A 23,298-nucleotide genomic window follows, 5' to 3' on the forward strand; every position below is an offset into this window, starting at 1 on the left:
TCTACCACTCTCCGTGCGGGTCGGGACGACCGTCCCGCAGGGGCAGCAGCCGATCCGCGTGCGCCGCGACGCGCGCGTCGGCGGTCGCGAGCACGAGGGTTATGCCGTGCGAGCGCGTGGCGGAGACCAGGATCCGCATCAGATGGTCCAGTTCCGGACCCGACAGGGTGTGTGCCGGCTCGTCCGCGAACACCACGACCGGCCGGGTGACCAGGGCGCGGGCGACCGCGGCCCGACGGATCAGGGCCGGCCCGAGCCCGCGCGGTCGGCACTCGGCGTGCTCGGTCACGTCGAGCCGCTCCATCCAGTGCCGGGCGTGCGCGAACGCCTCGGAGCGGCGGACCCGATCGAGCAGCAGCGGCAGCGCGACGTTCTCCGCGACGGTCAGCTCCGGCAGCAGACGCGTCCGGCCGTCGATGATCCCGAAGTGCCGACGCCGCAGGGCGGTACGGCCCTTCTCGTCGAGCACGTGCACCGGACTGCTGTTGAACCACACCTCACCGGAATCCGGGGCGACCACCCCGGACAGGCACGCGAGCAGCGCGGACTTGCCGGAGCCGCTGGGCCCCGTCACCGCGAGCGTCTCGTTCGCGCGCGCGGCCGCGGAGACGCCCCGGAGCAGGGTCACCGGACCCTGGGTCAGGGTGAGCTCGCGACCGCGCAGGACGTCGTTGTCGGGCGGGGCGATCGGTACATCGGTGCCGGCGGCGCGTTGCTCATGTGGTCTCGCCGAGCGGGACGACAGGGACATGGCACACCTCCCGCAGAGAAACGATCATTGCCACCCGTCTCCTCCAACGAGCGTCGAGGCACGTGGTTGCGGCAGAGCCGACAACCCCCTCACGCGGGAAGCCATGCCGGCGGTGGGGGTTCGCGCGCACCATGATGAGGCGAACAGACGTATCGAACGCGTTCCGAACGGGGTGCACATGAACCGCCGGCTCGATCTTCCCGACCTGCTCAATGCCCGCGACGTCGGCGACCTACCGCTGATCGACGGCGGAGTCACTCGAACGGGCGTACTCATGCGATGTGAGACCCCGGATCTGCTGACCCCCGAAGGGGTCCGGCGGCTGACCCACACCTACCGGGTTCGACACGTCCTGGACCTGCGCTCGGACGGCGAAGGACTCCCGGTCCAGGAGTGGGCGGGCATCACCCGGCATCGGCTGCCGCTGCTCGGTCGGCGTTCGGCGCTGGCCGCGGACCGGGCCGCGGTCGGGGACGTCTCGGCGGGGCAGACCCAGGGTCTGGGGCTGGACGACGACATCGACCTGGGCAACGTGGACGAACACGGTGCGGGTCTGCTGTACATGCGGATGGCCGAACGCGGCGGCGAGTCGTACGTGCGTTCGCTGGAGATCCTGGCCGGTGACGGCGGTGTGCCGGCGCTCGTGCACTGCACGGCGGGCAAGGACCGGACCGGGATCCTGGTCGCGTTGCTGCTGTCGGTCGCCGGGGTCGAGCGCGAGGCGATCATCGCCGACTACACCGAGACCGAGATCCATCTCGTGGAGATGTTCGAGCGGATCGACCGGCTGCCGCGGCAGCCGCGGATCGACCCGGCGCACCCGGTCGCGCCCGCGATGCGCGGGGCCGCGCGGGCGTCGATCGACACGTTCCTGCGGGTGCTCGCCGAACGGCACGGCTCGGCGGCGGAGTTCCTGCTCAAGGCCGGTGCGGCGCCGGAACACCTGGAGTCCTGGCGCCGCACGATCAGGGGTCGATGACCGAGTGGGCCGCGATGGCCGGGCCGGCCTCAGTGTCCGAGGAAGCGACCGAACGCGTGCGCGAGTCGGGACTCCTTGCCCGTGCGCTGCTCCTCGACGTCGGCCCCCGCCATCACCCGCAGGCCGACGTTGGTGCCGATCCACCGGAACGGCTCCGGCTCCCACTTGGGTGAGCGGTGCCGCACCCACGGCAGCCGGGTCAGGTCGGTGTACTCGTCCCGGATCAGGTCGGCGAGCGTGCGGCCCGCGAGGTTCGCGGTGCCCACGCCGTCGCCGACGTAGCCGCCGGCCCACGCCAGCTTGCGCGCGCGGTCCACGCCGCAGCTCGCGTACCAGTCGCGGGCCACGCCCAGCGGTCCGCCCCACGTGTGGGTGACCTCCGCGTCGGCGACCGCGGGGAACAGTTCGGTGATCACCCGGCGCAGCTCGGCGAAGACCTTCTCGTCCCGGTCGAACTCGGGCCTGACCTTCGACCCGAAGTGGTACGGCGCGCCGCGACCGCCGAACGCGAGCCGGTCGTCGGCCGTGCGCTGCCCGTAGATGATCAGGTGCCGCATGTCGCTGAAGCTCTCGCGGCGGGCCAGGCCGACGGTGTCCCAGAACTCCCGGGGCAGCGGCTCGGTGGCGATCATCAGCGAGTACACCGGCGCCAGTTCGCGGTGGAAGCCGGCCAGTTCGGGGGTGTAGCCCTCGGTGGCGCGGACCACCACGTCGGCGCGCACCCGCCCGTGCGGGGTGGTCGCGACACCGTCCCCGATCGCGGTGACGGGGGTGTTCTCGTGGATGGTCACACCGAGACCGGTCACCACCGCCGCGAGGCCGCGCACGAGCTTGGCCGGGTGGATGACCGCGCAGTGCGGCGTGTACGTACCGCCCAGCACGTCGGTGGCGCCGACCATCGCGCGGGCCTCGGCCGCGTTGAGCAACCGGGCGTCCGACTCGTCGAAGCCCCACGCGTGTTCGTCCGCGACCAGGGCGCGGGCCCGGGCGAGCTGGACCGGGGTGCGGGCGAGGACGACCGTGCCGCCCTTGTCGAAGTCGCAGTCGATGCCCTCCTCGGCGACGACCCGGCCGACCTCGTCGACCGTCGCGTTCATCGCGCGCTGCTGCGCCATCGCGCGCTCGCGCGTGCTGCCGCGGGCCACTTTCGCCATCGACGCGGGGAACAGCGCCGAGCACCAGCCGCCGTTGCGGCCGGACGCGCCGAAGCCGGCGATCTCGCGCTCCAGGACCACGATCCGCAGCGTGGGGTCGGCCTTGGCCAGGTAGTAGGCGGTCCACAGGCCGGTGTAGCCGGCGCCGACGATCGCCACGTCCGCGTCCAGGTCGCCCGCGAGCGCGGGGCGCGGGGCGATCTCCTCGTCGAGGGTGTCGAACCACAGCGACAGTTCGCGGTAGCCGGCGGTCATCGCTCCCACTTCCTCACGTACTCCGGTGCGGCGATGTCGAACCGCAGGTCGGGGGCCGAAACAGGGGTGCCGAAGCGCTCGGTGATCGGCACGACGCCGGCCCAGATCGGGGTGTCCAGGTCGTCGTCCTCGTCGTCCGGCGGCTCGTTGGAGATCTTGACCGAGGCCTCGTCGAGGGACAGCGCGAGGACCAGGGTCGCCGCGAGCTCCTTGGCGCGGTGCGGCCGCAACTCGTCCCGGCGGCCGGGCAGCAGCCGGTCGGTGAGCAGGTCGAGCGCGGCGACCTTGGCGTCCTCCGGGAGCACCACGCACGAGCCGAGCACCATCGCGCTGCGGTAGTGCATCGAGGACTCGAACGCGGAGCGCGCGACCACCAGGCCGTCGAGCAGGGTCACGGTCAGACAGGTCGGCGCGCCCTCCGCGAGGCCCCGGAAGAGTCTGCTGCCGGTCGAGCCGTGGATGAGGACCCGCTCACCGTCCCGGGCGTAGGCGACCGGCAGCACGAACGGCTGACCGTCCTCGCCGGTGATCGCGAGATGCCCGACGAGGCCGGCGTCGAGCACGGCGTGCAGCGCGGCACGGTCCTCGACGGCGTGGTCGGGCAGCCGTCGTATGCGGGTGCGGGGAGTGGAGCCGGGGATGGGGTGGCTCATCGGGCCTCTTCAAGAATCCGAGCGTGGGCGAACGATGTCGGTATTTCGGGGGATTGCGACCCGGATATGAGTCTGCCGCCGTCGCGCACGGGTGTGCGCGACGGCGGCAGATTCACTGAGGGTTCGTCGAAATGCTTGTGGCTACAGCTTGGTCCACGCCTCGGTGAGCACCCCGCGCAGGATCTGCTCGATCTCGTCGAACACACCCTGGTCCGAGGTCAGCGGCGGCGAGAGCTGGATGACCGGGTCACCGCGGTCGTCGGCGCGGCAGTACAGACCGTTGTCGTAGAGCGCGGTCGAGAGGAAGCCGCGGAGCAGACGCTCGGCCTCGTCCTCGTTGAACGTCTCCTTGGTGTTCTTGTCCTTGACCATCTCGATGCCGTAGAAGTACCCGTTGCCGCGCACGTCGCCGACTATCGGCAGGTCCTGGAGCTTCTGCAGCGTGGACAGGAACTTGGACTCGTTGTCCAGGACGTGCTGGTTCAGGCCCTCGCGCTCGAAGATGTCGAGGTTGGCCAGCGCGACGGCGGAGGACACCGGGTGCCCGCCGAACGTGTAGCCGTGCATGAAGACGTTGTCGCTGCCGTTGTAGAACGGCTCCGCGATGCGGTCCGACACGATCATCGCGCCTATCGGCGAGTAGCCCGAGGTCATGCCCTTGGCGCAGGTGATGATGTCGGGGACGTAGTCGAACTTGTCGCACGCGAACATCGTGCCGAGTCGGCCGAAGGCGCAGATGACCTCGTCCGAGACGAGCAGCACGTCGTACTGGTCGCAGATCTCGCGCACGCGCTGGAAGTACCCGGGCGGCGGCGGGAAGCAGCCGCCGGCGTTCTGTACCGGCTCCAGGAAGACCGCGGCGACGGTGTCGGGACCCTCGTTGAGGATCGCGACCTCGATCTGGTCGGCGGCCCAGCGGCCGAAGGCCTCGGGCGACTGGTCGGCGAGGAACTCGGGCTTGCGGTACTCGTTCGTGTTCGGCACCCGGAAGGTGCTCGGCACGAGCGGCTCGTACGGCGCCTTGTAGTCCGGCAGACCGGTGATCGACAGCGCGCCGTGCGGGGTGCCGTGGTAGGCGATGGCCCGCGAGATGACCTTGTGCTTGGTCGGCTTGCCGGTCAGCTTGAAGTAGTGCTTCGCGAGCTTCCACGCGGACTCGACGGCCTCGCCGCCGCCCGTGGTGAAGAAGACCTTGTTCAGGTCGCCCGGGGCGTAGTTGGCCAGTCGCTCGGCGAGCTCGATCGCCTTGGGGTGGGCGTAGCTCCACACCGGGAAGAACGCGAGCTGCTCGGCCTGCTTGCGCGCGACCTCGGCGAGCTCGGTGCGGCCGTGTCCGGCCTGTACGACGAACAGGCCGGCGAGCCCGTCGATGTACTTGCGACCGTTCGTGTCCCAGATGTAGCTGCCCTCACCGCGCACGATGGTCGGCACGGGAGCGTTCTCGTACGACGACATGCGGGTGAAGTGCATCCACAGGTGGTCGTAGGCGCTCTTCGAGAGGGCGGCGTTGTCGTACTGCTGTGTCATCGAGTACCCCACTGGTAGGTCTGCTTCCGAAGCTTCAGGTAGACGAAGCTCTCGGTGCTCCGTACGCCCGGAATCGCTCGAATCCTCTTGTTGATGATGTCGAGCAGGTGGTCGTCGTTCTCGCATACGAGTTCCACGATGAGATCGAACGAACCAGCCGTGATCACGACGTAGTCCACCTCCTTCATCGTGGCCAGTATGTCCGCAACGGGTTCGATGTCTCCTTCGACGCGAACCCCGACCATGGCCTGGCGATGGAAGCCGACGGTCAGCGGATCCGTCACAGCGACGATCTGCATCACGCCTTGGTCGAGCAAGCGCTGTACGCGCTGGCGCACGGCGGCCTCCGAGAGACCGACGGCCTTGCCGATCGCGGCGTACGAGCGGCGTCCGTCCTCTTGGAGCTGCTCGATGATCGCCTTCGACACGGCGTCGGCCGGAGCGCTCGTGTTTCTGTCTCGACCGGCCACGGGGTCACTCTGCCTCATCAGATGGGCCTTTCGCAAGGGAATCCGTTGACTTGTGTCCAAGAGACAACTGATTCAGTTGTTGGTGCGCGTCGGGTATGCGGATAAGGGCAGCTTCCCGGCTAGGCTGGGAGCGCGGCCCACGTCGGGATCGACCCCCTCGCCGTCCTGTCAATGCCGCCCCGTTTTCGAAGGAGACTTGGGACATGAGCGACCTGCGTACTCTGCGCAACTACATCGACGGCACGTTCACCGACGCCGCGGACGGCGGCACGCTCGACATCGTCGACCCCGCCACGGGCGAGGTCTACGCGACGTCCCCGCTCTCTCGCGAGCGGGACGTCGACGCCGCGATGCGCGCGGCGGCCACGGCGTTCGAGAGCTGGAGCGAGACCACACCCGCCGAGCGTCAGCTCGCCCTGCTCAAGATCGCCGACGCGGTCGAGAAGCGCGCGGACGAGCTGATCGACGCCGAGTGTCTCAACACCGGGAAGCCCCGGGCGCTCACCGCGTCCGAGGAGATCCCGCCGATGGTGGACCAGATCCGCTTCTTCGCGGGCGCCGCGCGCATGCTCGAGGGCAAGTCGGCCGGCGAGTACATGGCGGGGCACACCTCCATGGTGCGCCGTGAGCCGGTCGGGGTCTGCGCCCAGGTCGCGCCGTGGAACTACCCGATGATGATGGCCGTGTGGAAGTTCGCGCCGGCGATCGCCGCGGGCAACACCGTGGTCCTCAAGCCGTCGGACACCACTCCCGCGTCCACCGTGCTGCTCGCCGAGATCATCGGCGAGATCCTGCCCGCCGGCGTGTTCAACGTGATCTGCGGCGACCGGGACACCGGGCGCCTGATGGTCGAGCACAAGACCCCGGCGATGGCCTCGATCACCGGTTCGGTACGGGCCGGCATGTCGGTCGCCGAGAGCGCGTCCAAGGACCTCAAGCGGGTCCACCTGGAGCTCGGCGGCAAGGCCCCCGTCGTGGTCTTCGAGGACGCCGACGTCGACGCCGCGGTCGCGGGCATCACCGGCGCGGGCTTCTTCAACGCCGGCCAGGACTGCACCGCCGCGACCCGCGTGCTCGTGCACTCCTCGATCCGCGACGAGTTCGTCACGGCCCTCGCCGCCGCCGCGAACGCCACCTCGACCGGCCCGCACGACGACGCGGACTACGGCCCGGTCAACAACATCAACCAGCTCAAGCAGGTCAGCGGCTTCATCGAGCGCCTCCCCGCGCACGCGAAGGTCGAGGCCGGCGGGCACCAGGTCGGCGACAAGGGCTACTTCTACGCCCCCACCGTCGTCTCCGGCCTCAAGCAGGACGACGAGATCATCCAGCAGGAGGTCTTCGGCCCGGTCATCACGGTCCAGTCGTTCGAGGACGAGGCCGAGGCGCTCGCCAACGCCAACGGCGTCGACTTCGCGCTCGCGTCCTCGGTGTGGACCAAGGACCACAGCCGGGCCACGCGGATGGCCAAGCGACTCGACTTCGGCTGCGTGTGGATCAACACGCACATCGTGCTGGTCGCCGAGATGCCGCACGGCGGCTTCAAGCACTCCGGCTACGGCAAGGACCTCTCCGGCTACGGCTTCGAGGACTACACCCGGGTCAAGCACGTCATGACGAACTACGACGCCTGATCGAGGCGACTTCGCCCGCGCGGCCGCCCGCCGCGCGGGCGGCCCGCGGCGCCCCGACACGCACCCTGTCAACTCCTGTCCGTGAGGGTTGACAGGGTGCGTGTTGCCGTCGGGGGTACGGCACGGCCACGATGCGGTGGGCCTTTCCGGCTCGGCTCGCGGCCCGGCTCACCCCACAGCCTCGCCCGCGGGCCCGCACCCGTCCCTCGCCAAGGAGTCGCCGATGACCCGCGCCCGCAATCGCGCCCAGTCCCCGATGCGGATCACCGGGCACGCGGTCGATCGCCGGATGTTCCTGCGCGGCACCGGCGCCGCCGCCGCCGTCGGGACCCTGGCAGCGTGCGGCGTGCCGTCCGCGTACGTCGAGGAGAGCAAGCGCGGCGGTCCGGACAAGTCGACCAAGGAGAAGCTCGTGCGCTTCTCCAACTGGGCGCTGTACATCGACATCGACGACGACGACGAGCAGAAGCACCCCACGCTCGACGCGTTCACCGAGAAGACCGGGATCAAGGTCCGGTATTCCGAGGAGATCAACGACAACGACGAGTTCTTCGGCAAGATTCACCCGGCCATCCAGGCCGGCAAGGAGCCGGGGCGCGACGTGATCGTCATCTCGGACTGGATGTGCACCCGCTTCGTCCGGCTCGGCTGGGTGCAGAAGCTGGACAAGGCCAACCTGCCGCAGGTCCAGGCGAACCTCGCCGAATCGCTGCGCAGCCCGGGCTACGACCCCCGGCGCGAGTACACCGTGCCGTGGCAGAGCGGGATCACCGGCATCGCGTACAACAAGAAGCTGGTCGGTCGCGAGATCACGTCGGTGAACGACCTGTGGCGGCCCGAGCTCAAGGGCCGGGTCACCGTCTTCGCCGGCTTCATGGAGGCCGTCGCGCTGCTCATGCTCGGCGAGGGCGCGGACATCAAGGCGTTCACGGACGCCGACGTGGACAAGGTCATGGAGCGGATGCAGAAGCTCGTGGACAAGGACCACATCCGCAGCTTCACCGGCAACGACTACACGTCCGGCCTGGCCAGTGGCGACATCCTGGCCTGCCAGGCGTACTCCGGCGACGTCGGTCAGCTCCAACTGGACAACCCCGACATCGAGTTCGTGGTGCCCGAGGAGGGTGCCGAGCTGTGGTCGGAGAACCTGATGGTCCCGAACAAGGCCGCGCACAAGAGCAACGCCGAGAAGCTGATGGACTTCTACTACGACCCCGAGGTCGCGGCGGAGCTCGCGAACTACGTGGCGTACGTGTGTCCGGTGCCGGGCGCGCAGCAGGTCATGGCCGAGTCCGAGGACGCGGAGATGCGCGAGTCGGCGACCAACCCGCTGATCTTCCCGGACGCCGAGATGACCGCGAAGCTGCACGGCATGCGCGAGACGACCGAGGACGAGGAACGGCGCTGGGAGAAGGCGTGGGGCGCCATCATCGGTCTGTGAGGGCCGGGTCGATGCGCATTCGGTAGATATCGGGACGGGCGCGCAGACCCGCGGCCGACCACCCCGGAAGAGCCGCCCGGTGGACGCACTAGGGTCGATGGCCATGACAAGCAGCTCCCCCGAGGCCGCCTCCGGGCCCGCCGTCGAACTGCCGGAAAACGCCGATACCGAGCCTGTGAGCTGGGATGTCGTGGTGATCGGAGCCGGCCCCGCCGGGGCGTCCGCGGCGCTGGCCGCCGCTCGCGCGGGGCGCCGCGTACTCGTCCTGGAGCGGGCCGAGTTGCCGCGCTACAAGACCTGCGGCGGCGGCATCATCGGCCCGTCCAAGGGCGCACTGCCGCCCGGGTTCGAACCGCCCGTGGCGGACCTGGTCCGCGAGGTCGAGTTCACCCTGCGCGGCCGCCGCCGGCGGGTGCGCTCGTCCCGGACCACGCTGATCGGCCTGGTCGACCGGGCCCGCTTCGACGAGGCGCTGACCCGCGCGGCCGTCGACGCGGGCGCGGTCCTGCGCGAGGGCGTCGCGGTGTCGCGGATCGCCGAGCACGACGGCGAGGTCACCCTGACCCTCGCCGACGGCGACACCGTGCGGGCCCGCGCTGTGGTCGGTGCGGACGGCAGCGCGGGGCGCACGGCGGCCTACGTCGGGGTCACGTTCGAGCAGGTCGACCTCGGTCTGGAGGCCGAGGTGCCGGTGCCGGCCGAGGTCGCCGAGCATTGGCGCGGCCGGATCCTGCTCGACTGGGGCCCGATCCCGGGCTCGTACGGCTGGGTCTTCCCCAAGGGCGACAGCCTGACCGTGGGCGTCATCTGCGCGCGCGGCGAGGGCGAGGCGACCCGCGCGTACCTGCGCGACTTCATCGGGCGGCTCGGCCTCGCCGGGTTCCGGCCGGCGATCGAGTCGGGCCACCTGACCCGCTGCCGCACGGAGAGCGCGCCGCTGTCCCGCGGCCGGGTCCTGGTCGCGGGGGACGCCGCCGGGCTCCTGGAGCCGTGGACGCGCGAGGGCATCTCCTACGCGCTGCGCTCGGGCCGGATGGCGGGGGAGCGGGCCGCGGCCGTCGCCGGGGTCGGGACCGACGCGGAGGTGGAGAAGGCCGGCGCGGACTACCACGCCGAGATAGACGCGGTGCTCGGCCGCGAGATGCGCGCCGGTCGCATCCTGCTCGGCGTGTTCGAGCGGCACCCGGCGATGCTGCACCGCGCGGTCACCACGCTGCCCCAGGGATGGCGGGTGTTCCGCAAGGTCGTGCAGGGCCGTACGACGTTCGCCGACCTGCTGGAGCGGCCCGCCGCGCGGCGGGTCCTGGAGTTGACCCGGCACTGACGTCGAACGACCCCGGGCCCGCCGTTCACGGGTCCGGGGTCGTCCGGTCCGGGGCGCTTCCGGCCGCGTACTCGCGTTCGCCGTCGGCGCCTTGCGCTCAGTCCCGCTCGACCTCGTCGGCCTCGGCGGATCGCACGCGCCGCAGGCGGGCGCCCTGGAACAGCGCGTTGCCCACGAGCATCAGGCCGAGCGCGCCGCCCGCGAGCGACACGGCGTCGTCGTCGGGTCCGGTCTTGGGCAGTGTGGTCGGGGGCGTCGGCTCGCCGGTCGTGCCGCCGGTCGTCGAACCGCCGGTGTCACCGCCGCCGGTGGTGCCGCCGGTGGTGGTTCCCCCACCCGTGGTCGTGCCGCCCGTCGTGCCTCCTCCGGTGGTCCCGCCGCCCGTCGTACCGGGGATGCCCGGGTTGGCGGTGTTGACGGTGTAGCCGATGAACGACGGGTCGTTGTTGTTCTCCCGGTTGACGAGCGTCAGCGGCCCGGCCCGGCCCAGGACCACGGTCGTGTCCGTCGCGCCCTCGGGCACCACGAGCACGCAGAACGTGGAGATGTCGGTCTCCGGGGCGAGCGGCAGCCGCACCTCGGCCCGCGCCGCCCGTTGCAGGGCCGGCGGGTATTGCACCGACGCCGACCAGCTCCTGGTCTCGTGCGGCTTCAGCGCGCCCGGGGTGCACTTGAACGTGCTCGTCCACGCCGGGCCCGGGTCCCGCAGAGCGGGCGCGGCCGAACACCCGGCCACCGAGAGGATCTTGAGCTGCCCCGTGCTGCGCGCGTACACGTCGCGGGCCGGTTGGACCTTGTCGGTGCTGTTCGTGACGGTGAACGCGATCGTGGCCCGGCCGTTGGCGTCGAAGGTGATCTGCGAGGACGCGCTCACCGCGAACTGCGGGGTCGCGGGCGGCTCGGTGGGCGGCTTCGAGGTGGTCGGCGGCCTGGTCGTCGGCGGCTTGTCGGTGGGCGGCGTCGTGGTCGGCGGGGCGGTCGTGGGCGGCTTGGTCGTCGGTGGGACGGTGGTCGGCGGCCGCGTGGTGGGCGGCTTCGTGGTCGGCCGCTGGGTGGTCGGCGGAGCGGTGGTCGGTGGTTTCGTGGTGGCCGGTGGTTTCGTCGTGGCGGGTGGCCTCGTCGTGGCCGGCGGCTTCGTCGTGACGTCGCCGGTCGGGGTCTGGGGCCGGGTGTGGTGCCCGCCGGCGGTTTGGTGCGCGGCCCCGGTTCCCTCGGTATCCGCGACGGCGAGCCCGGCGTTCAGAATCATCGCTATTCCGACCGGAACAGAAATGATCAACGCCGCTCTCTTGGCGTTTTCTGATCGAAGTTTTTTCGGGACGAACATGCGGTATCCCCCTCCCGCTATGCGTGACGATTCGTTCTACCATGTCCGTCCTAAGCTTTCGCAGGGCCTTTCCGGGGTAATCCCACGAAAGTGGCAATGGTCTGATCTTGAAAAGCGGCGGGACCTGGGGGAAGCCGATGCCGGGCGGGCCTGGAGACGGTTGGGCGGGGTTCGTGGTGGGAGCCCGATACGAGCTGGTGAGCGTGCTCGGCAGCGGCGGCATGGGCACCGTCTGGCGAGCCCGGGATCGGCTGCTCGATCGACCCGTGGCGGCCAAGGTCATCACGACCGGTTGGGGTCGCAGCGCCTCGCAGCGGTCCTTTCGCGAGCGCAGTCTGCGCGAGGCGCAGGCGACCGCGCGGATCAATCACCCCAACGTCGTGCGGGTCTACGACTACGTCGAGGACGACGACCGGTTGTGGATCGTGATGGAACTGCTCGACGCCCGCTCCCTGGACACGATTCTGGAGGAGGACGGCCCGCTCACCCCGCACGCCGCGGCCGCGGTGGCCGTACAGATCGCCCGGGCGCTCGCCGTCGTGCACGCGCACGGCGTCATCCATCGCGACGTCAAGCCGGGCAACGTGCTGATCGAGCGGGACGGGCACGCCGTGCTGACCGATTTCGGCATCGCCGCGCTCGAAGGGGTCAGCGGGCTGACCGGGACGGGCGCGATCCTCGGCTCGCCCGAGTTCATGGCGCCGGAGCGGATCGAGAGCGAACACCCGGGACCGGCTTCCGACCTGTGGTCGCTCGGGGTCACCCTGTGCGCGGCGGTCACCGGCGCGTCGCCGTTCCGGCGGTCCACGCCGGTGGCGACCATGCACGCGATCGTGATCGCCGAGCCCGAGGTGCCCGAGGAGATCGGCCCGCTCGAACCGCTCGTTCGCGCCCTCTTCCGCCGGGACCCGGCGCTGCGGCCGGGCTCGGCGGAGGTGGAGGCCCGGCTGAGCGACCTGCTGGCGATCGAGGGCCGCCGGCACGTGGGCGACTCGACCCGGCCGATCCCGCCGACGGCGCTCGGCCGGAGCCCGGACATCCGGCCGACCGAGCCGGAGGACGACGAGACGCTCGTGCCGACCGCCGGTGCGCCGCCGCGGCGCGACGTCGTACCGCCCGCCCGGGTCGCCCCGGACGACGCGGCCGGGGCCGACCCCTTCCCCCGGGTTCCGGCGCCGCCGCCGGATCAGCGCCCGCACCCCCCGAGCGAGTCCGCCGGCGCGCACGCGCCGACCTTCCTGCTGCCGCGCGGCGGGCAGCGGCGGCCGCCGTCGCGGCGTCGTCGACTGGCGATCCTGATGCCGATCGTCACGCTCGTCCTGGCCGGCGCGATCGTGGCCGCGGTGCTGCTCGCCAACGGAAACGGGGACGGGGACAAGGGCTCGACCGGGACGGGCGCGCCGACCGGCCGCTCGGGCAGCGTCGAACCGTCGGCGAACCCGGTCGCCAACCTCGCGCCGTATCCGACGACATCGCCGGGAACCCCGCCGATTCCGGTGCGCAAGGCGGACGAGAGCACCTTCACGTGGCTGATTCCGACGGGGTGGACCCGCAAGGAGCAGAGCCAGAGCATCGTCTACAGCGATCCGGCCGGCGCGAGCGTATTGTCCGGACGCACCGCGTTCCAGCAGACCACGGATTTGTTGGAACAGTGGCGCGACGACGAACAGAACGCCCCCGCGGTTTTTCGCGACTATCGAAAAGTGGTCTTCGAGGAACGCGCCATTCATGGCGAGAAAGGCGTGGTCTGGGAATACACGTGGACCGAGTCCGGCATTCCCCGACACGCGACACTGGCCGCGGTGATCATCAAGGGCATCTACATCGAGGTGGACCTGTTCAGCACCGAACAACAATGGCCCCGAGACTCGGCCCTACACGCCACCGCACTCACCGACTTCACCCTCAGCACCACCCACCCAGGCTGACCTCGCGCGGTGCTTGAGGACAGGCTTTTTAAGCCCGCCCGGTGCTTGAGGGCAAGCTTCCCGAGCCCGTCCGGCGTTTGAGGACAAAGCGGGCCGCAGGCCGGCCGACCACTACCGGGAAGCCCAAGCGCTAGCGCCTGAGCGCTTCCAGCCCCAACAGCGCCACGTGCAACGAAAGGCAGCTCTCGACCTGGTCGAGATCCACGCCGAGCACGCGCTCGATCCGATGCAGCCGCTCGTAGAACGACGGCCGCGACAGATGCGCCGCGTCCGCCGCCGCCGACTTGTTGCGGCCGTGCTCCAGGTACACCTGCAGCATCGGGACCAGTTGCGTGCCCTGCTGGGCGTCGTACGCGAGCAGCGGCCCCAGTTCGCGCTCGACGTACGTCTGAAGCCGCGCGTCGTCGCGCAGCAGATGCAACAGGCCGCGCAACCGCACGTCCGGCAGCCGATAGAACGCGGCCTTGCCGCCCTGGTGCAGCGCCGCGTCGGCGACCTGGGTGGCCTCCAGCAGCGAGCGCCGAGCGTCCCGCACCGCCCCCACCGACGAGCCGACCGCGACCACGATGTCGTCCGCGAGGTCCGGCGCCAGCCGCCGGACCGCGGCCGAGAAGCCTTCGAGCGCGCCGTCCTCGGTGTCCTGCGAGGCGAGTGCGACCAGCAGCCCGACGTTCTCGTCGTCGAGCCCGCCGACGAGGGCGGCCAGCCGCCGCTCCCGCACCGCCGCGGCGGCGATCTCGGTGAAGTCGCGCAGCCGCGCCTGGGATTCCAGCGCCGCGGGGGTCACGCTCCGCCGCAGCCGCAGCACCACGCCGACCAGCCGTCGCCCCTCCAGCGGGACGCCCAGCGCGCGGGCCCGCAGGGTCACCTCGGCCACGGTGTACGAGTGGGTCAGGATTCCGGAGAGCAGCGTGCGATGGGTCTGCCGTTCCAGGCTCTCCCGATCCCGCACCACGAGCCGGTTGAGCGCGAGCGTGGACGCGGCCCGCTCCAGGAGCATCGTCTGCTGCGGGGGCGGCGGCGTGCCGTCACCGACCAGAACCAGCCGGCCCCAGTCGTGGCCGCGGGCGCCGACCGTGGTCACCAGCCACCCCGTGCGCTCGTCGAAATCGGTCCGCGCGGTCAGCCGGAGCCGGCGTGAGCGGTCCTCCCAGTTCTCCAACAGGGTCTCGGCGACGATGCCGGCCGCGTCGTACGCGAGCACCTGGTGCGCGAGGTTCTCCAGGATCACCGGCCGGCCGGCCATCCGGGACGCCTGCCGGACGATCTCGGCGGGCTCGGCGCCCTCGACCGCGAGCTCGTTGAACGCCTGGTGCACGGCCTCGGACGCCTGCAGTTCGGCCAGCTGCGCGTCGATGATCAGCCCGTGCACGGCCTCCGTGATGCCGATGAACCGGGTCTCGTTGCGCAGCGTGATCACCGGCAGGCCGGCCTGCTCGGCCGCCGCCACCAGCGCGCGCGGGAGCTGATCGGTGTAGCGCCGGCCCAGTTCGAGCACGAGCCCGGCCGCGTCCACTTCCACAAGATCGCGGATGTACCGTTGCAGACCTTCCCGCTCCTCGGGCAGCGCGATGCCGGTGGCCATCACCAGCTCGCCGCCCTTGAGCAGCCGGGTCACGTCCGGCAACTCGCTGATGTGCACCCAGCGGACCGGCCGAGCCAGGCCGCGCTCGCCCGCGACCACCTGCGGACGGCCGCGCTGGACGGTGTCGAGGGCCAGTACGTCGGCGACGGTGGGGAACATGTGAACTACCTCCGCGAGCTGACCACGGCCCGACCGCACGTGCGGTTGGTTCCCGGGGGAAGCGGGAATCCGTATGCAATCTGTAAGCGGCTCGGCCGCCGGCACTTCCATGGTGACAGGTCGCCGACGATCTTGAGCCTCGCCCCCGGGTCCCCGGGAGGCGGTTCACGACGTGTAAAGCCCACGTCGTCAGACCTGTCGGTGTGCCTGTTGCGGCACCCCGTGTCGAAACGGCATCGTCCTACGCTGACGCGGCTCACGCGCATAACCACCCCGCACGGTGCCCGTCGGCTCATCGAAAATCCCCTTGGAGGGCTCCCATGCCTATGCAGGACTTCGGCAAAGGTCATCAGTACGTCGGGGGACAACTGCGGCAGGGCTCGTCCGGGGAGACCTTCGACGTCACCAACCCCGCGACCGGCGAGACGGTCGAGACGATCACGCTCGCGAGCACCGCGGACGTGGACGCGGCGGTAGCCGCCGCCAAGGGCGCGTTCCAGGAGTGGTCGCGGGCCACGCCGGGCGAGCGCGCGACGGCGCTGAACAAGCTGTCCGTGCTGCTCGAAGAGCGCGCCGACGACTTCGCGCGGGTCGAGAGCGCGCAGGCCGGCAAGCCGATCCGGCTCACCACCGAGTTCGACGTGCCGGGCACGATCGACAACACCGCGTTCTTCGCGGGTGCGGCCCGCAACCTCGAGGGCAAGGCGGCCGGCGAGTACTCCGCCGGATCCACCTCGATGGTGCGCCGCGAGGCGATCGGCGTGGTCGGCTCGATCGCGCCGTGGAACTACCCGCTTCAGATGGCCGCGTGGAAGATCCTCCCGGCGATCGCCGCGGGCAACACGATCGTCCTCAAGCCCGCCGAGATCACCCCGTTGACCTCGCTGATGTTCGCGCGGGCGTGCACCGACGCGGGCATCCCCGACGGCGTCGTCAACGTGATCACCGGCAAGGGCCGGGTCGCCGGCGAATACCTCATGGGCCACGGCGACGTGTCGATGATCTCGTTCACCGGCTCGACCGGCGTCGGCAAGCGGGTCGGCGAGGTCGCCCTCCAGACCGTCAAGCGCCTGCACCTCGAACTCGGCGGCAAGGCCCCGTTCGTGGTCTTCGACGACGCCGACCTCGACGCCGCGATCAACGGCGCGGTCGCCGCGTCGCTGATCAACTCGGGCCAGGACTGCACCGCCGCGACCCGCGCCTACGTGCAGCGCCCGCTGTACGACGCGTTCGTCGCCGGTGTCGCGGAGCTGTACGACACCGTGCGCCTCGGCGACACGATGGACCCCTCGACCGACCTGGGCCCGCTCGTCTCGCGTCGCCAGCAGGAGTCGGTGGCCGGCTTCGTCGAGCGTGCCCGCGGCTACGGCGCCACCATCGTCACCGGCGGCGAGATCCCCGGCGGCGAGCTCGCCAAGGGCGCGTTCTACCGCCCGACCCTGGTCACCGACGTGGCGCAGGACAGCGAGATCGTCCAGGACGAGATCTTCGGCCCGGTCCTTGTCGTGCTGCCGTTCGACAGCGACGAGGAAGGCATCCGGCTCGCCAACGACACCCCGTACGGCCTGGCCGCGTCCGCGTGGACGCGCGACATCTTCCGCTCGCTGCGCGCGACCCGGGAGATCCAGGCCGGCTGCGTGTGGGTCAACGACCACATTCCGATCATCAGCGACATGCCGCACGGCGGCTACAAGGCGTCCGGCTTCGGCAAGGACATGTCGCAGTACTCCTTCGACGAGTACACCCAGGTCAAGCACGTCATGTACGACGGCACGGGCATCGCCCGCAAGGACTGGCACCGCACGATCTTCGGAGACCGGTAACCACACCCTGTTCGAGACGACGGCCGGGAACGGAAGTTCTCGGCCGTCCTTGTGGCCGGCGGACGGGCCCGGGTCAGGCCCCGGCCCGCCGGGCGGCGAGAGGAATCATGACTGAGCAGCAGCGGGCCGGCGTCTCCGGCGACGTCTCCCTGGTGGGCCTGAGCAAGCACTACGGTGACTTCACGGCCGTCCACCCCATGGACCTGACGATCCCTCAGGGATCGTTCTTCGCCCTTCTCGGTGCCTCGGGCTGCGGCAAGACCACGACACTGCGGATGATCGCCGGACTGGAACAGCCCTCGACGGGCAGCGTTCGCATCGGCGACCGCGACGTCACGGCTCTTCCGCCGTACAAGCGCCCCGTCAACACGGTGTTCCAGAACTACGCCCTGTTCCCGCACCTGACCGTGGCCGACAACGTCGGCTTCGGACTCAAGCGTCGGGGGATCAAGGACACCGCGAAGCAGGTGTCGGACATGCTCGACCTGGTCGAGCTCGGCCACCTGGCCAAGCGCAAGCCCACTCAGCTCTCCGGCGGCCAGCAGCAGCGGGTCGCGGTCGCCCGCGCGCTGATCAACACCCCGCAGGTGCTGCTGCTCGACGAACCGCTGGGCGCGCTCGACCTCAAGCTGCGCCGCCAGATGCAGCTGGAACTCAAGCGCATCCAGACCGACGTGGGCATCACGTTCGTGCACGTCACCCACGACCAGGAAGAGGCCATGACCATGGCCGACACCATCGCGGTGATGAACGGCGGCCGAATAGAGCAGCTCGGTTCGCCGGTCGAACTCTACGAATCGCCCCGCACCACGTTCGTGGCGAACTTCCTGGGCCAGTCCAACCTGCTGGAGGCCAAGGTCTCCGGGCGCGCCGACGGCGACCTGCTGCTCGACGTGCAGGGCAACCGGATGGCGCTGCCCGCCGACCGCTCGGCCGCCGACGGCGACCGGATCGTGATGGGCATCCGACCCGAGAAGATCACCATCACCTACGCGGCGGACGCGAAGGTCGCGGACGACCGCAACCGTCTCGAAGGCGGCGTGATCGTGGACGCCGGCTTCATCGGCGTCTCCACGCAGTACGTCGTCCGGATGCCCTGGGACCAGGAGTTCACCGTCTTCGAGCAGAACATGGAGCGCGACGCGCGCCTCGTGCCCGGCGCGAAGGTGACCCTGCACTGGAACCCGGGCCACGGCTTCGGCCTGGAGCCGGGCGATCCGACCGCGGGCATCGCCGAGGCGATCGAGGACGCCGCGTGAGCGCCCTGGGCACCCTCGGCACCGGCTCGGTGGGGGGTGTGGAGACCAAGGCACCGACGCGGGAGCCCAAGCGGCGCGGCAGATGGGTGCCGTACGCGTTGCTCGCGCCCGGCCTGCTGTGGCTGGTCGTGTTCTTCGCGGTCCCGATGGCCGTCCAGGGCTCCACCTCGCTGCAGACCGGCAACCTGACCAAGGGCTACGACCTCACCTGGCACTGGGCGACCTACTGGGACGCGATCGACCAGTACTACCCGCAGTTCCTGCGCTCGTTCGGGTACGCGGCCGCCGCGACCGTGCTGTGTCTGCTGATCGGCTACCCGGTCGCGTACGCGATCGCGTTCAAGGCCGGCAAGTGGCGCGGCATGTGGCTCGTGCTGGTCATCGCGCCGTTCTTCACCAGCTTCCTGGTCCGCACGCTGGCCTGGAAGACGATCCTCGCGGACAACGGCATCGTCGTGGACGTGCTCAACACGCTGCACTTCACCAACGTGACGGCGTTCCTCGGGCTCACCCAGGACGATCGGGTGCTCGCGACGCCGCTCGCGGTGATCTGCGGTCTGACGTACAACTTCCTGCCGTTCATGGTGCTGCCGCTGTACGCCTGTCTGGAGCGGATCGACCCGCGCCTGCACGAGGCGGCCGGCGACCTGTACGCGTCGCCGCGGACGACCTTCGCGAAGGTCACCTTCCCGCTGTCGCTGCCGGGCGTGGTCTCCGGCACGCTGCTCACGTTCATCCCGGCGTCCGGCGACTACGTCAACGCCCAATGGCTCGGTTCGCCCGACACCGGCATGGCGGGCAACGTCATCCAGACCCAGTTCCTGCGGGTCCTGGACTACCCGACGGCCGCCGCCCTGTCGTTCATCCTGATGCTCCTGATCGTGCTCATGGTGACGGCGTACATCCGCAAGGCGGGGACGGAGGACCTGGTCTGATGGCCGTCGTCAACTGGTTGCGTCGCAACGTCGTCGTCCTGTTCGGCCTGCTCGCGCTCGGGTACATGACGCTGCCGAACATCGTCGTGCTGATGTTCTCCTTCAACGACCCGAACGGGCGCTTCAACTACAGCTGGAACGGCTTCACGCTCGACGCGTGGAAGGAGCCGTGCGGGGTCGCGGGCATCTGCGACTCGGTCGCGATCAGCATGAAGATCGCGGTCCTGTCCACGATCGTGGCCACCGTGCTCGGCACCGCGATCGCGTTCGCGCTCGGCCGGTACCGCTTCCGCGCCCGCGGCGCGATCAACACCCTGCTGTTCCTGCCGATGTCGATGCCCGAGGTCGTGATGGGCGCCTCGCTCGGCACGCTCTTCCTGAACATGCGGATCAACACCGGGTTCGTGACGATCCTGATCGCGCACATCATGTTCTGCCTGAGCTTCGTCGTGGTCGCGGTCAAGGCCCGCGTGCTCGGCATGGACCCGAAGTTGGAAGAGGCCGCGGGGGACCTCTACGCCTCACCCACGCAGGTGTTCCTGCGGGTGACCCTGCCGCTCGCGGCACCCGGCATCGGCGCCGGCGCGATGCTCGCCTTCGCGCTGAGCTTCGACGACTTCGTGATCACCAACTTCACGTCGGGCAACACCGTCACGTTCCCGATGTTCGTGTACGGCGCGGCGCAGCGCGGCACTCCGCCGCAGATCAACGTGATCGGTTCGGCGATGTTCGTCATCGCCGTGCTGATCGTGATGATCGGGCAGATCCGCGCGACGCGACGGGCCAGACAACGGGCGTAGCCTCGCCCGTTGCATGATGATCAATCCCAGTTCTGTAGCTATGCGGTGAAACCGCCGGGACCCGACAAGGTGGTCCCGGTGGGCGCCGCGAAAGTGGTGAAACCCCATGGGTCCCCGGAACACGTCGGATCCTGCTCCCTCGGTCGAGGCCGTCCGCTCGCTCGCGGACGCCGCACCGGTTCCCTTCTGGCTCGACCAGCCCGCCCGCCCCGAGCCGCTCGCGGCCCTGGTGGGCGACGACCACTGCGATCTCGCGATCGTCGGCGGCGGCTACTCGGGCCTGTGGACCGCGCTCATCGCGAAGGAACGCAACCCTTCGCGCGACGTGGTCCTGATCGAGGCGCACGAGATCGGTTGGGCGGCCTCGGGCCGCAACGGCGGATTCTGCGCCGCGAGCCTGACCCACGGCTTCTACAACGGGCTCGACCGCTGGCCGAACGAGCTCGCGAAGCTGGAGAAGCTGGGCGAGCACAACCTCGACGAGATCGAGGCGGCGGTGAAGCGGTACGGCATCGACTGCGCGTTCGAGCGCACCGGCGAGCTGAACGTCGCGACCCAGCCGCACCAGGTCGAGGAACTGCGCGAGGAGATCGAGCTCGCGGGGCGGTACGGCACCGAGCTGACCTTCCTGGATCAGGACCAGGTGCGGGCCGAGGTGGCCTCGCCGACCTACCTGGCGGGCGTCTGGGACAAGACCGGCTGCGCCATGGTCGACCCGGCCCGGCTCGCGTGGGGCCTCAAGGCCGCGTGCGAGTCGCTCGGCGTGCGGATCTACGAGCGCACCAAGGCCACCGAGCTGGCCGAGCACGGTTCGGGCATGGTGCTCAAGACGGCGTACGGCCGGGTGTTCGCCGGCAACGTGGCGCTCGGTACGAACGTGTTCCCGTCGCTGGTCAAGCGGCTTCGACCGTTCGTGGTCCCGGTCTACGACTACGCGATGATGACCGAGCCGCTGAGCGAGGAGCAGCTCGCGTCGATCGGGTGGCGCAACCGCCAGGGCATCGGCGACACGAACAACCAGTTCCACTACTACCGGCTCAGCGCGGACAACCGGATCCTGTGGGGCGGCTACGACGCCATCTACCACTACGGCTCCAAGCTGTCCTCGGACCTGGACCAGCGGCCGGAGACGTTCGCGAAGCTCGCGCAGCACTTCTTCGACACGTTCCCGCAGCTCGACGGTCTGCGCTTCACCCACACGTGGGGCGGCGCGATCGACACGTGCAGCCGCTTCTCGGCGTTCTTCGGCACGGCGTACAAGGGCAAGGTCGCGTACGCGATGGGCTACACCGGCCTGGGCGTGGGCGCGACCCGGTTCGGCGCGGAGGTCATGCTCGACAAACTCGACGGCCGCCCCACCGAGCGCACCGAGCTCAAGATGGTCCGCACCAAGCCGCTCCCGTTCCCCCCGGAACCGATCAAGTGGGCCGGCGTCTCGATGACCAAGTGGTCGATGGACCGCGCCGACAAGAACGGCGGCAAGCGCAACCTGTGGCTCAAGGCCCTGGACAAGGTCGGCATGGGCTTCGACAGCTAGCAGCGCGCCGGTGAGCCGGGTGGGCAGGCGTCCCACCCGGCTTCCGGAACGCCCTTCAGCGGCCCCGGCAGGCCGTGGAAGGGTGGTGTCGAGACGGTCTGTAAGGCGAACGTGCCAACCGCCGACAGTCTGAAGCTTGAGGCGCGTTCAACGGGCGGCGAGACTGGCCCTGTACGGGGCTTATGCGGCCCCTCGGCCAAGCACCGTATCCCCGGAAGGCAAGACCCTTGACGAAGCACGTAACCCACTGGATCGCCAACGCGGAGTGGACCGGCACCTCGGAGCGTCGGGGCGACATCCACAACCCCGCCACCGGCAAGGTCACCGGCACGGTCGACTTCGCCTCGGTGGCCGAGGTCGACGAGGCCGTCTCGGTCGCCGTCCGCGCGTTCGCCACGTGGAAGAACGCCTCGCTGGCAAAGCGCTCCCAGGTGCTCTTCAACTTCCGCGAGCTGCTCAACTCCAAGAAGGACGAGCTCGCCGCGATCATCGTCGAAGAGCACGGCAAGGTGCACTCCGACGCGCTCGGCGAGATCGCCCGCGGCCAGGAGGTCGTGGAGCTCGCCTGCGGCATCCCGCACCTGCAGAAGGGCGGCCACTCCGAGCAGGCGTCGACCGGCATCGACGTCTACTCGATCCGCCAGCCGCTGGGTCCGGTCGCGATCATCTCGCCGTTCAACTTCCCGGCGATGGTCCCGATGTGGTTCTTCCCGATCGCGGTCGCCACCGGCAACACGGTGATCCTCAAGCCGAGCGAGAAGGACCCCTCGACCGCGAACTTCCTCGCGGACCTGTGGAAGCAGGCCGGCCTGCCCGACGGCGTCTTCAACGTCGTGCACGGTGACAAGGTCGCCGTCGACCGCATCCTGGAGCACCCGGACATCAAGTCCGTGTCCTTCGTGGGCTCGACCCCGATCGCCAAGTACGTCTACGAGAACGGCACCCGCTACGGCAAGCGCGTGCAGGCCCTCGGCGGCGCCAAGAACCACATGCTGGTGCTTCCGGACGCCGACCTCGACCTGGTCGCCGACGCCGCGGTCAACGCCGGCTTCGGTGCGGCCGGCGAGCGCTGCATGGCGATCTCGGCCCTGGTCGCGGTCGAGCCGATCGCCGACGAGCTGATCGCCAAGATCAAGGAGCGGATGACCAAGCTCCGCGTCGGCGCGGGCTGCCAGGCCACCTCCGAGATGGGCCCGCTGGTCACCCGGCAGCACGCGGACAAGGTGCTGTCGTACGTCGAGGCCGGCGTGAACCAGGGCGCGACGATGGTCGTGGACGGCCGCGAGCACCCCATCGACGGTGACGACACCGCCGACGGCTACTGGGTGGGCCCGACGCTGTTCGACAACGTCACCCCCGAGATGTCGATCTACACCGACGAGATCTTCGGCCCGGTCCTGTCCGTCGTCCGGGTCGAGTCGTACGACGAGGGTCTGGCCCTGATCAACGCCAACCCGTACGGCAACGGCACCGCGATCTTCACCAACGACGGTGGCGCGGCCCGCAAGTTCCAGAACGAGGTCGAGGTCGGCATGATCGGCATCAACGTGCCGATCCCGGTCCCGGTCGCCTACTACTCGTTCGGCGGCTGGAAGAACTCGCTCTTCGGCGACCTGCACGCGTACGGCGCCGACGGCGTGCAGTTCTTCACCCGCGGCAAGGTCGTCACGCAGCGCTGGCTCGACCCGAGCCACGGCGGCATCAACCTGGGCTTCCCGACCAACGACTGACGTCGGTCGAGCACCCTCGCAACACCG

18 protein-coding genes are annotated in these 23,298 nt (G+C 70.1%); 11 read left to right on the forward strand and 7 right to left on the reverse strand.

Features of this window, described 5'->3' with window-relative positions:
• Window position 1 precedes the first annotated feature (1 nt).
• The gene (locus OG928_RS23440) at window positions 2-751 is read right to left on the reverse strand and encodes an ABC transporter ATP-binding protein (RefSeq protein WP_406286950.1); all 750 of its coding nucleotides are present in this window, start codon (window positions 749-751) and stop codon (window positions 2-4) included.
• Window positions 752-929: 178 nt separating this feature from the next.
• On the opposite strand from OG928_RS23440, the gene OG928_RS23445 reads away from it, so the two are divergent.
• Complete coding sequence (locus tag OG928_RS23445) at window positions 930-1,730, forward strand: tyrosine-protein phosphatase (protein ID WP_406286953.1); 801 nt, start codon at window positions 930-932, stop codon at window positions 1,728-1,730.
• A 29-nt stretch (window positions 1,731-1,759) separates the two neighbouring features.
• On the opposite strand, the gene OG928_RS23450 is transcribed toward OG928_RS23445, so the two are convergent.
• From OG928_RS23450 to OG928_RS23465, 4 genes are all read right to left on the reverse strand, one after another.
• A complete protein-coding gene (locus tag OG928_RS23450) occupies window positions 1,760-3,139 on the reverse strand; it encodes an NAD(P)/FAD-dependent oxidoreductase (protein ID WP_406286955.1) in 1,380 nt (459 codons plus the stop codon).
• On the reverse strand, window positions 3,136-3,792 hold the full coding sequence (locus OG928_RS23455) for a pyridoxamine 5'-phosphate oxidase family protein (RefSeq protein ID WP_406286958.1): 657 nt from the start codon (window positions 3,790-3,792) through the stop codon (window positions 3,136-3,138). The genes OG928_RS23450 and OG928_RS23455 overlap by 4 nt, the downstream gene beginning before the upstream one ends.
• 141 nt (window positions 3,793-3,933) lie before the next feature.
• Complete coding sequence (locus tag OG928_RS23460; RefSeq protein ID WP_406286960.1) at window positions 3,934-5,319, reverse strand: aspartate aminotransferase family protein; 1,386 nt, start codon at window positions 5,317-5,319, stop codon at window positions 3,934-3,936.
• Complete coding sequence (locus OG928_RS23465) at window positions 5,316-5,807, reverse strand: Lrp/AsnC family transcriptional regulator (protein WP_406286962.1); 492 nt, start codon at window positions 5,805-5,807, stop codon at window positions 5,316-5,318. The genes OG928_RS23460 and OG928_RS23465 overlap by 4 nt, the downstream gene beginning before the upstream one ends.
• 185 nt (window positions 5,808-5,992) lie before the next feature.
• Here OG928_RS23465 and OG928_RS23470 point away from each other — a divergent pair, with 185 nt between their 5' ends.
• The 3 genes from OG928_RS23470 (at window position 5,993) to OG928_RS23480 (ending at window position 10,188) form a co-directional block, all read left to right on the forward strand.
• Window positions 5,993-7,423 carry a gamma-aminobutyraldehyde dehydrogenase gene (locus OG928_RS23470; RefSeq protein WP_406286965.1) on the forward strand — a complete coding sequence of 477 codons (1,431 nt, stop codon included), beginning with the start codon at window positions 5,993-5,995 and terminating at the stop codon, window positions 7,421-7,423.
• Between the two features lie 223 nt (window positions 7,424-7,646).
• The gene (locus OG928_RS23475; protein ID WP_406286968.1) at window positions 7,647-8,864 is read left to right on the forward strand and encodes a spermidine/putrescine ABC transporter substrate-binding protein; all 1,218 of its coding nucleotides are present in this window, start codon (window positions 7,647-7,649) and stop codon (window positions 8,862-8,864) included.
• 103 nt (window positions 8,865-8,967) lie between these two features.
• Window positions 8,968-10,188 (forward strand): geranylgeranyl reductase family protein, encoded by a 1,221-nt coding sequence (locus OG928_RS23480; RefSeq protein WP_406286970.1) that lies wholly within the window; start codon window positions 8,968-8,970, stop codon window positions 10,186-10,188.
• Window positions 10,189-10,285: 97 nt separating this feature from the next.
• On the opposite strand, the gene OG928_RS23485 is transcribed toward OG928_RS23480, so the two are convergent.
• Entirely contained in the window at window positions 10,286-11,437 is a 1,152-nt protein-coding gene (locus OG928_RS23485) for a hypothetical protein (protein WP_406286973.1), read from the reverse strand.
• 251 nt (window positions 11,438-11,688) lie between these two features.
• Here OG928_RS23485 and OG928_RS23490 point away from each other — a divergent pair, with 251 nt between their 5' ends.
• Window positions 11,689-13,443 carry a serine/threonine-protein kinase gene (locus tag OG928_RS23490; RefSeq protein ID WP_406286975.1) on the forward strand — a complete coding sequence of 585 codons (1,755 nt, stop codon included), beginning with the start codon at window positions 11,689-11,691 and terminating at the stop codon, window positions 13,441-13,443.
• 130 nt (window positions 13,444-13,573) lie between these two features.
• Here OG928_RS23490 and OG928_RS23495 read toward each other — a convergent pair whose 3' ends face one another.
• Entirely contained in the window at window positions 13,574-15,187 is a 1,614-nt protein-coding gene (locus OG928_RS23495; protein WP_406286978.1) for a PucR family transcriptional regulator, read from the reverse strand.
• 326 nt (window positions 15,188-15,513) lie between these two features.
• On the opposite strand from OG928_RS23495, the gene OG928_RS23500 reads away from it, so the two are divergent.
• The 6 genes from OG928_RS23500 to OG928_RS23525 all read left to right on the forward strand — a co-directional run bounded on the left by OG928_RS23500 (window position 15,514) and on the right by OG928_RS23525 (window position 23,271).
• Window positions 15,514-17,010, forward strand: coding sequence for a gamma-aminobutyraldehyde dehydrogenase (locus OG928_RS23500; RefSeq protein WP_406291149.1), 1,497 nt, complete (start codon window positions 15,514-15,516; stop codon window positions 17,008-17,010).
• A 107-nt stretch (window positions 17,011-17,117) separates the two neighbouring features.
• Window positions 17,118-18,269, forward strand: a complete 1,152-nt coding sequence (locus OG928_RS23505) for an ABC transporter ATP-binding protein (RefSeq protein WP_406286981.1) — start codon at window positions 17,118-17,120, stop codon at window positions 18,267-18,269.
• 5 nt (window positions 18,270-18,274) lie between these two features.
• Entirely contained in the window at window positions 18,275-19,204 is a 930-nt protein-coding gene (locus OG928_RS23510; protein WP_406291151.1) for an ABC transporter permease, read from the forward strand.
• On the forward strand, window positions 19,204-20,004 hold the full coding sequence (locus OG928_RS23515; protein ID WP_406286984.1) for an ABC transporter permease: 801 nt from the start codon (window positions 19,204-19,206) through the stop codon (window positions 20,002-20,004). The genes OG928_RS23510 and OG928_RS23515 overlap by 1 nt, the downstream gene beginning before the upstream one ends.
• 106 nt (window positions 20,005-20,110) lie before the next feature.
• Window positions 20,111-21,541, forward strand: a complete 1,431-nt coding sequence (locus OG928_RS23520) for an NAD(P)/FAD-dependent oxidoreductase (protein ID WP_406286986.1) — start codon at window positions 20,111-20,113, stop codon at window positions 21,539-21,541.
• Window positions 21,542-21,723: 182 nt separating this feature from the next.
• Window positions 21,724-23,271, forward strand: coding sequence for a CoA-acylating methylmalonate-semialdehyde dehydrogenase (locus tag OG928_RS23525; protein WP_406286987.1), 1,548 nt, complete (start codon window positions 21,724-21,726; stop codon window positions 23,269-23,271).
• The last annotated feature ends 27 nt before the right edge of the window (window positions 23,272-23,298 follow it).

The sequence above is a fragment of the Embleya sp. NBC_00896 genome, assembly GCF_045207785.1.
In the GTDB taxonomy this organism is placed as follows: Bacteria; Actinomycetota; Actinomycetes; order Streptomycetales; family Streptomycetaceae; genus Embleya.

Bases quoted from the DNA above. Each gene is read 5' to 3' on its own strand.
- OG928_RS23450 (WP_406286955.1), bottom strand. From the start codon at position 3,139: ATGACCGCCGGCTACCGCGAACTGTCGCTGTGGTTCGACACCCTCGAC.
- OG928_RS23465 (WP_406286962.1), bottom strand. From the start codon at position 5,807: ATGAGGCAGAGTGACCCCGTGGCCGGTCGAGACAGAAACACGAGCGCT.
- OG928_RS23515 (WP_406286984.1), top strand. From the start codon at position 19,204: ATGGCCGTCGTCAACTGGTTGCGTCGCAACGTCGTCGTCCTGTTCGGC.
- OG928_RS23500 (WP_406291149.1), top strand. From the start codon at position 15,514: ATGCAGGACTTCGGCAAAGGTCATCAGTACGTCGGGGGACAACTGCGG.
- OG928_RS23480 (WP_406286970.1), top strand. From the start codon at position 8,968: ATGACAAGCAGCTCCCCCGAGGCCGCCTCCGGGCCCGCCGTCGAACTG.
- OG928_RS23440 (WP_406286950.1), bottom strand. From the start codon at position 751: ATGTCCCTGTCGTCCCGCTCGGCGAGACCACATGAGCAACGCGCCGCC.
- OG928_RS23460 (WP_406286960.1), bottom strand. From the start codon at position 5,319: ATGACACAGCAGTACGACAACGCCGCCCTCTCGAAGAGCGCCTACGAC.
- OG928_RS23485 (WP_406286973.1), bottom strand. From the start codon at position 11,437: ATGATTCTGAACGCCGGGCTCGCCGTCGCGGATACCGAGGGAACCGGG.
- OG928_RS23520 (WP_406286986.1), top strand. From the start codon at position 20,111: ATGGGTCCCCGGAACACGTCGGATCCTGCTCCCTCGGTCGAGGCCGTC.
- OG928_RS23475 (WP_406286968.1), top strand. From the start codon at position 7,647: ATGACCCGCGCCCGCAATCGCGCCCAGTCCCCGATGCGGATCACCGGG.
- OG928_RS23525 (WP_406286987.1), top strand. From the start codon at position 21,724: ATGCGGCCCCTCGGCCAAGCACCGTATCCCCGGAAGGCAAGACCCTTG.
- OG928_RS23445 (WP_406286953.1), top strand. From the start codon at position 930: ATGAACCGCCGGCTCGATCTTCCCGACCTGCTCAATGCCCGCGACGTC.
- OG928_RS23470 (WP_406286965.1), top strand. From the start codon at position 5,993: ATGAGCGACCTGCGTACTCTGCGCAACTACATCGACGGCACGTTCACC.
- OG928_RS23455 (WP_406286958.1), bottom strand. From the start codon at position 3,792: ATGAGCCACCCCATCCCCGGCTCCACTCCCCGCACCCGCATACGACGG.
- OG928_RS23505 (WP_406286981.1), top strand. From the start codon at position 17,118: ATGACTGAGCAGCAGCGGGCCGGCGTCTCCGGCGACGTCTCCCTGGTG.
- OG928_RS23495 (WP_406286978.1), bottom strand. From the start codon at position 15,187: ATGTTCCCCACCGTCGCCGACGTACTGGCCCTCGACACCGTCCAGCGC.